We start from the raw sequence: 1,431 nt of genomic DNA, 5'->3' as shown, positions 1-1,431 counted from the left end.
TCGAAGATCTGGCTCTGGCGATACAGGGGAAGATGGTCGGCGTATTTGCTGACCAGCACATGGGCCAGCAGACCCGGACCGGGGCGGCCCCGCTCGATGGGGCGAGACGGCAGTGGGGACTGCACGAAGCGTTCGCAGCAGGCGCAGGTCAGGCGCGGGCGAACAATGCGGTTCACGATGAAGCGGCCGGGGACGTATTCCAGTTCCTCGGTCACATCCTCGCCGATCCTGCGCAGGCGCCCACCGCAATCGGCGCAGGCATCGGTGCCCGGGGTCAACTCGACCTCCATCCGGGGGATATGGTCCGGGATCGCACGGCGCTTCGGTTTGTCCTTCTCCTCGATGTCCGGCAGCTTCATCCGGGCGGTCATGGCAGCGGCGGCGATCTCGCTGGTCTCAAGGGCCAATTGCAACTGCTCGGCGGTCTCCGACGACGCGCCAAACCGGTGCGCCCGGTGTCCTGCCAACTGATGGCGCAGCTTCTCGATCAGGATCGCTTGCGCCTTCACCTCGGCCAGAAGCCGCGCGGTGAAGCTGCGCAGCTCCTCGGGGTCTTCCGGCAAGGTCAGGGTGTGATCGAGCATACGGGAAGTTTATCCCACTGTATTCCTTGTGGGAATCCTTCACTTGCGAGCCCCGCAAATTATCCCGCTGCCAGAGGCCGCCAGGTCCGCTGCGGTGCCCGCCAGTCGATCCCCTCCAAGAGCATCGACAACTGCGCAGGCGTCAGCGCCACCTTCCCCTCATTGGCCGAGGGCCAGACGAAGCGGCCCTTCTCCAGCCGCTTCATGAACATGCAGGCCCCTTGGCCATCCCACCAGATGATCTTGACCAGATCGCCACGGCGGCCCCGGAACACGAACAGATGTCCGGCGAAGGGATCTTGCTTCAGCACCGCCTCGGCCTGTGCCGCGAGCGCCGCAAAGCCCTTGCGCATGTCAGTGACGCCAGCCGCCAGCCAGACCCGCGTATTGGCCGGAACCGGGATCACACCGTTAGCCCCCGGATCAGCCGCGCCAGCGCCTCAGGATCATAGCTGCCGCTGATCCGCATCCGGTGACCGCCCGCCAACTCGATCTCGATGTGGTTCTCGGCGGCAAGTGCCGCCGGGGCAGACCTAGGCTCCGCGACGATCTCTACGGGCAGAAACCGCGCCTCCTCTGCTGGGGGCGCAACCGAGGCAGGGTCCGGCGCATAACGGGGATCGCGCAGCCACTTGAAGATCAGGTTCGCGTTCACCGCGTAGCGCCGCGCCACCTGAGCCACGGAAACACCCGGCGCCGCCGTCTGGAAACAGATCGAACGCTTCTCCTCATCCGTCCAAAGTCGCTTCGTCCGACGCGCCACGCCATCACCATAGTGTCCACTATCGCTGGTGGACACTATCCGCCTCTCTCACCACGCGGCAGGGCGGTCAGGCCGGACGCTCAC

General features: G+C 65.6%; 3 protein-coding genes. All 3 read right to left on the bottom strand.

All coding sequences use genetic code 11. The annotated features are described in order from the left end of the window. The coding region (locus G5B31_RS21475; RefSeq protein ID WP_165020111.1) for an IS66 family transposase zinc-finger binding domain-containing protein at nucleotides 1-584 on the bottom strand (584 nt) is incomplete at its 3' end. A gap of 59 nt (nucleotides 585-643) precedes the next feature. Then, nucleotides 644-991 carry an IS66 family insertion sequence element accessory protein TnpB gene (gene tnpB, locus G5B31_RS20875; protein ID WP_028711024.1) on the bottom strand — a complete coding sequence of 116 codons (348 nt, stop codon included), beginning with the start codon at nucleotides 989-991 and terminating at the stop codon, nucleotides 644-646. Further along, nucleotides 988-1,383, bottom strand: a complete 396-nt coding sequence (tnpA, locus tag G5B31_RS20870) for an IS66-like element accessory protein TnpA (protein WP_028711023.1) — start codon at nucleotides 1,381-1,383, stop codon at nucleotides 988-990. The genes tnpB and tnpA overlap by 4 nt, the downstream gene beginning before the upstream one ends. Between the last annotated feature and the right edge of the window lie 48 nt (nucleotides 1,384-1,431).

This window comes from Rhodobacter sp. SGA-6-6 (genome assembly GCF_011043545.1).
In the GTDB taxonomy this organism is placed as follows: domain Bacteria; phylum Pseudomonadota; class Alphaproteobacteria; order Rhodobacterales; family Rhodobacteraceae; genus Pseudogemmobacter.
This window is presented reverse-complemented; position numbering and strand designations above follow the sequence as displayed.